This is a genomic window from Pseudomonas sp. TWR1-1-4, from assembly GCF_049897165.1.
Lineage (GTDB): Bacteria > Pseudomonadota > Gammaproteobacteria > Pseudomonadales > Pseudomonadaceae > Aquipseudomonas > Aquipseudomonas canadensis.
Map to the genome: position 1 here is coordinate 1 of NZ_JAFCVS010000013.1, position 3,397 is coordinate 3,397.

A 3,397-nucleotide genomic window follows, 5' to 3' on the forward strand; every position below is an offset into this window, starting at 1 on the left:
AAAATAATCACTTGACAGCAAATGAGGCTGCTGTAGAATGCGCGCCTCGGTTGAGACGAAAGATCTTAACCAACCGCTCTTTAACAACTGAATCAAGCAATTCGTGTGGGTGCTTGTGGAGTCAGACTGATAGTCAACAAGATTATCAGCATCACAAGTTACTCCGCGAGAAATCAAAGATGTAACCAACGATTGCTGAGCCAAGTTTAGGGTTTCTTAAAAACCCAAAGATGTTTGAACTGAAGAGTTTGATCATGGCTCAGATTGAACGCTGGCGGCAGGCCTAACACATGCAAGTCGAGCGGTAGAGAGAAGCTTGCTTCTCTTGAGAGCGGCGGACGGGTGAGTAATGCCTAGGAATCTGCCTGGTAGTGGGGGATAACGTTCGGAAACGAACGCTAATACCGCATACGTCCTACGGGAGAAAGCAGGGGACCTTCGGGCCTTGCGCTATCAGATGAGCCTAGGTCGGATTAGCTAGTTGGTGAGGTAATGGCTCACCAAGGCGACGATCCGTAACTGGTCTGAGAGGATGATCAGTCACACTGGAACTGAGACACGGTCCAGACTCCTACGGGAGGCAGCAGTGGGGAATATTGGACAATGGGCGAAAGCCTGATCCAGCCATGCCGCGTGTGTGAAGAAGGTCTTCGGATTGTAAAGCACTTTAAGTTGGGAGGAAGGGCATTAACCTAATACGTTAGTGTTTTGACGTTACCGACAGAATAAGCACCGGCTAACTCTGTGCCAGCAGCCGCGGTAATACAGAGGGTGCAAGCGTTAATCGGAATTACTGGGCGTAAAGCGCGCGTAGGTGGTTTGTTAAGTTGGATGTGAAATCCCCGGGCTCAACCTGGGAACTGCATTCAAAACTGACTGACTAGAGTATGGTAGAGGGTGGTGGAATTTCCTGTGTAGCGGTGAAATGCGTAGATATAGGAAGGAACACCAGTGGCGAAGGCGACCACCTGGACTAATACTGACACTGAGGTGCGAAAGCGTGGGGAGCAAACAGGATTAGATACCCTGGTAGTCCACGCCGTAAACGATGTCAACTAGCCGTTGGAAGCCTTGAGCTTTTAGTGGCGCAGCTAACGCATTAAGTTGACCGCCTGGGGAGTACGGCCGCAAGGTTAAAACTCAAATGAATTGACGGGGGCCCGCACAAGCGGTGGAGCATGTGGTTTAATTCGAAGCAACGCGAAGAACCTTACCAGGCCTTGACATCCAATGAACTTTCTAGAGATAGATTGGTGCCTTCGGGAACATTGAGACAGGTGCTGCATGGCTGTCGTCAGCTCGTGTCGTGAGATGTTGGGTTAAGTCCCGTAACGAGCGCAACCCTTGTCCTTAGTTACCAGCACGTAATGGTGGGCACTCTAAGGAGACTGCCGGTGACAAACCGGAGGAAGGTGGGGATGACGTCAAGTCATCATGGCCCTTACGGCCTGGGCTACACACGTGCTACAATGGTCGGTACAGAGGGTTGCCAAGCCGCGAGGTGGAGCTAATCCCATAAAACCGATCGTAGTCCGGATCGCAGTCTGCAACTCGACTGCGTGAAGTCGGAATCGCTAGTAATCGCGAATCAGAATGTCGCGGTGAATACGTTCCCGGGCCTTGTACACACCGCCCGTCACACCATGGGAGTGGGTTGCACCAGAAGTAGCTAGTCTAACCTTCGGGAGGACGGTTACCACGGTGTGATTCATGACTGGGGTGAAGTCGTAACAAGGTAGCCGTAGGGGAACCTGCGGCTGGATCACCTCCTTAATCGACGACATCAGCTGCTCCATAAGTTCCCACACGAATTGCTTGATTCATGCGTTTGTAAAAGTGCAGAGCTAACTATTCGAATCGAATAATTAGCTCTGATCTTTTTCAGAACCGTTCTTTAAAAATTTGGGTATGTGATAGAAAGATAGACTGAACGTTACTTTCACTGGTAACGGATCAGGCTAAGGTAAAATTTGTGAGTTCTCTTAACTGAGAAATTCGAATTTTCGGCGAATGTCGTCTTCACAGTATAACCAGATTGCTTGGGGTTATATGGTCAAGTGAAGAAGCGCATACGGTGGATGCCTTGGCAGTCAGAGGCGATGAAAGACGTGGTAGCCTGCGAAAAGCTTCGGGGAGTCGGCAAACAGACTTTGATCCGGAGATGTCTGAATGGGGGAACCCAGCCATCATAAGATGGTTATCTTGTACTGAATACATAGGTGCAAGAGGCGAACCAGGGGAACTGAAACATCTAAGTACCCTGAGGAAAAGAAATCAACCGAGATTCCCTTAGTAGTGGCGAGCGAACGGGGACTAGCCCTTAAGTGGCTTTGAGATTAGCGGAACGCTCTGGAAAGTGCGGCCATAGTGGGTGATAGCCCTGTACGCGAAAATCTCTTAGTCATGAAATCGAGTAGGACGGAGCACGAGAAACTTTGTCTGAATATGGGGGGACCATCCTCCAAGGCTAAATACTACTGACTGACCGATAGTGAACTAGTACCGTGAGGGAAAGGCGAAAAGAACCCCGGAGAGGGGAGTGAAATAGATCCTGAAACCGTATGCGTACAAGCAGTGGGAGCCTACTTTGTTAGGTGACTGCGTACCTTTTGTATAATGGGTCAGCGACTTATTTTCAGTGGCGAGCTTAACCGAATAGGGGAGGCGTAGCGAAAGCGAGTCTTAATAGGGCGTCTAGTCGCTGGGAATAGACCCGAAACCGGGCGATCTATCCATGGGCAGGTTGAAGGTTGGGTAACACTAACTGGAGGACCGAACCGACTACCGTTGAAAAGTTAGCGGATGACCTGTGGATCGGAGTGAAAGGCTAATCAAGCTCGGAGATAGCTGGTTCTCCTCGAAAGCTATTTAGGTAGCGCCTCATGTATCACTGTAGGGGGTAGAGCACTGTTTCGGCTAGGGGGTCATCCCGACTTACCAAACCGATGCAAACTCCGAATACCTACAAGTGCCGAGCATGGGAGACACACGGCGGGTGCTAACGTCCGTCGTGAAAAGGGAAACAACCCAGACCGTCAGCTAAGGTCCCAAAGTTATGGTTAAGTGGGAAACGATGTGGGAAGGCTTAGACAGCTAGGAGGTTGGCTTAGAAGCAGCCACCCTTTAAAGAAAGCGTAATAGCTCACTAGTCGAGTCGGCCTGCGCGGAAGATGTAACGGGGCTCAAACCATACACCGAAGCTACGGGTATCACGTAAGTGATGCGGTAGAGGAGCGTTCTGTAAGCCTGTGAAGGTGAGTTGAGAAGCTTGCTGGAGGTATCAGAAGTGCGAATGCTGACATGAGTAACGACAATGGGTGTGAAAAACACCCACGCCGAAAGACCAAGGTTTCCTGCGCAACGTTAATCGACGCAGGGTTAGTCGGTCCCTAAGGCC

The 3,397-nt window shown here is 50.3% G+C and carries 2 rRNA genes (1 of these 2 cut by a window edge); both read left to right on the plus strand.

Going from position 1 to position 3,397, the window contains the following annotated elements:
- Positions 1-236: 236 nt before the first annotated feature.
- A 16S ribosomal RNA gene (locus ACP7C6_RS29305) occupies positions 237-1,773 on the plus strand.
- 278 nt (positions 1,774-2,051) lie between these two features.
- Positions 2,052-3,397, plus strand: a 23S ribosomal RNA gene (locus ACP7C6_RS29310) (it continues 1,645 nt past the right edge of the window).
- The 16S and 23S rRNA genes sit together here, the layout of an rRNA operon.